Consider the following 3,578-nt stretch of genomic DNA (forward strand, 5'->3'; position numbering starts at 1 on the left):
TCATGGTCACCATCCACTGATAATGAAGGGGTAGCAGGGTATGAAATCTACCGGGATGGTGTGCTGATAAAAACAGTACCTGGATCTATGTGTGAATATACCGATGAAGGATTAAATCCCAATACTAAATATTCATATACTTTAAAAGCCTTCGATCTTGAAGGAGATACATCAAATGAAAGTGAACCGGTTATTGTAACTACTGGCTCCGATGACCAAAGTCCTACAATTCCTTCGAATCTTACTGCATCTGAAATTACGGCATATTCAGTGACGTTGATATGGAGTGCATCAACAGATAATTTTAATGTAGCACATTATGATATATTCAACGGAACAACATTAACGGCGACATCAAATGAAACATATCATGTATTAACCGGACTGACACCAAATACCGAGTATTTGTTTACAGTAAAAGCAGTGGATGCGGCAAATAACGAATCGGCAGCAAGCAATGGTATTACAGTAACAACGCTTGATGATGATTATGGGGATGACATTAACTCAGCTGAATTAATCGAAGTAGGAATTAATATTCCTGGGGTAATTAATTATGGAGGAGATAAAGATTATTTCAAATTTACCATAAGTTCAGAGGGCACATATGTAATAAGAAGTATAAGTAATTTGAATACATATGGGAGAATTTATGACAGTAATGGTAATATGATAGGATTTATTTATGGAAACGACCAAGATTTGATTTATTTGCAGGCCCATCAAACTTACTATATTGAAATGAGTCTTTATGGTTCTAGAACAGGGGCCTACACTATAAATATTGGCACGCCTGATATACAAGCACCAACAGTGCCGGAAAATTTAACTATATCAGCAGTAGTTGGTGGGACGGTATCATTATCATGGTCACCATCTAGTGACAATAAAGAAGTGACAGGGTATATAATCTACCGGGATGGTTTACCCATAAATACAGTACCCGGATACGAGTGTGAATATACCGATGAAGGATTAAGCCCAAATACCACATATTCATATATTTTAACAGCATTCGACGCTGAAGGAAATACATCAATTGAGAGTGAACCGGTTATTGTAACCACTGGCTCGGATGACCAGGGTCCGACAACTCCTTCGAATCTTGCTGCATCTGAAATTACGGCATATTCATTGATGTTAACATGGAGTGCATCGACAGATGACTTTAATGTAGAGCATTATGATATATTCAACGGAACAACTTTAACGGCTACATCGAATGAAACATATTATGTATTAACCGGATTGACACCAAATACCGAGTATTCATTTACAGTAATAGCAGTGGATGCGGCGAATAACGAATCGACAGCAAGCAATGTTATTACAGTGACAACGATTGATGATGATTATGGGGATGACATTAACTCAGCTGAAGTAATTGAAGTAGGAATTGATATTCCTGGGTTAATTAATTTTAAAGGAGATAGAGATTATTTTAAATTTACTGTAAGTACAGAAGGCACATACTATATAACGATTACAGGCAATATGGATATACGCGGGAATATTTATGATAGTAATGGCTATTTTATAGAATCTAATTATGTTTGGGATTACAGTCATAATTTTTATAAATGGGCTGATTTGGAAGCAAATCGAACCTATTATATTGAAACATATCTTTTTGATAATTATGTATCGCAGACTTCTTATACTATACAAATACAGAAAGGTACTCCGGTAAAAGGAACTATTTCTAATAATACCAGATGGATTGCTGCCAATAGCCCATATATTTTAATTGATTATATAATTATTAGCAAGGGAGTAACCTTGACAATAGAGCCGGGAGTAATAATAAAAAGTTTAAGTAAAAAAGATGATATAAGTGTAGAAGGAAATCTGATTGCAATTGGTACAGCTAACGAACCAATAGTGTTTACTACCTATAAGGATTCTGATTATGGAGGAAGCGGAGTAACTTGGTATGATGGTTGGTTTGGGATAGATGTACATGAAGGTGAATTTATAGCTGATTATATAAAGTTAAGATATGGTTCATTACTGATAAAGAATGGAAAAGTAAACCTTACAAACTCAGAGGTAAATGATACATATGGTATAAGCATTAGAGAAAGAACTGATTCAAACGAGTTGATTCTGGACAACAATACAATAATCAGAGCTGGTATTGATGTAGAAGAATATGGCACAGGGAATTTGAGTATTAATGGCAACACAATAACCGAAAATAATAGTTTTGGTATTTACATAAAAGAATATGGCACGGGGAATTTGAGTATTAAGGACAATAATATAACAAATAATAAATCAGATGATATACGTATAAATTTGTCAGGATTAAAATCTTCCATATTTTCCGGAATAGAAAACAATAATATGGAAAATAATAATTCCTATAGCCTTGTAGAAGGGATACATTTGGTCGGAACCCCTAATATTGATATAACATTAACTAAAAACGAGTATTGTACTGATTGGTCTAGTAATATATCGATACCGGCAGGATTAACAATGACAATTGAGCCAGGGGCAATAATAAAAGGTATAGATTCAAATGGTAATGGTTCGGGTGGAATAAATATCGAAGGAAAGCTGATTGCAATTGGTACGGCTGACGAACCAATTGTGTTTACTGCCGCAAGAGATTTTGAGTATGGGGGGCGTGAAGCATCTAGCTTTTTGCCAAATTATTGGGATGGGATAAAAATAACTTCTACGGGTGAATTTATTGGAGAATATACAAAAGTAAGATATGGAGCCACAAATACTTTTACCGTATATGGAAGGTTAACTCTTACCAACTCAGAAGTCAGCAAGTCACACTATAGCTTTTACTTTGATACAGAGCATAATCCCGTACTATTATTTAACAGCTTTAAACCTAGTTATTGGGGAAGTATCTACGATGAAACTGGAGGTATGTATAATGCTAAAAGCTCAACTATTACAATTGATGCAAAATACAACTACTGGGGATCATCTTATGGACCATCTTTGTATGATCCCGTTTCAGGAAAATGGTATGGTGAAGGTGACAAAGCTGGTGCAGGCATTGATTATTTCCCTTGGCTTGGGTCTGAATTAAGGTATCAATTCCATTTTGGACAAAGCGGTATGAATCCTGCTACGGGAAACTTTTCTCGCACCTATACCGACCTGACCATGGACTCGCCGGGATATGACATTGATTTCAGCAGAACCTACAACTCCAGAAGTGATAAAGCTTCGGTATTCGGCAGAGGATGGACCTTCAGCTACGAGAGCAGCATTCAAGATTCACTCTACAGCACTGATACAAGAGAAGTCAGACTGCCGGACGGAAGTGTTCAGACCTTTAAGATGAACAGTGACGGAACATTTGCGGCAAATGATTCCCACAACACACTGGCACAAAACCCTGATGGAACATGTATTCTTACATCAAAGCAGCAGGATATATTCTATTTTGACTCAAACGGACATCTTGTTAAAATGCAGGACAAGAACGGCAACAGCGTTACCGTAAGCGTTGATTCCGAAGGCAGGGTACAGGGAGTAACCGATCAGGCTGGAAGGAACTTTACCGTAACATATGAAAATGGATTAATAAAAAGCATAAAAGATAATAC

General features: G+C 36.4%; 1 protein-coding gene. It reads left to right on the top strand.

The window, feature by feature from the left end:
• The coding region (locus tag T344_RS29995; RefSeq protein WP_207641859.1) for a fibronectin type III domain-containing protein at positions 1–3,578 on the top strand (3,578 nt) is incomplete at both ends.

Origin of the sequence: Ruminiclostridium cellobioparum DSM 1351 = ATCC 15832, assembly GCF_000621505.1 — a bacterium.
GTDB lineage: Bacteria > Bacillota > Clostridia > Acetivibrionales > DSM-1351 > Ruminiclostridium > Ruminiclostridium cellobioparum.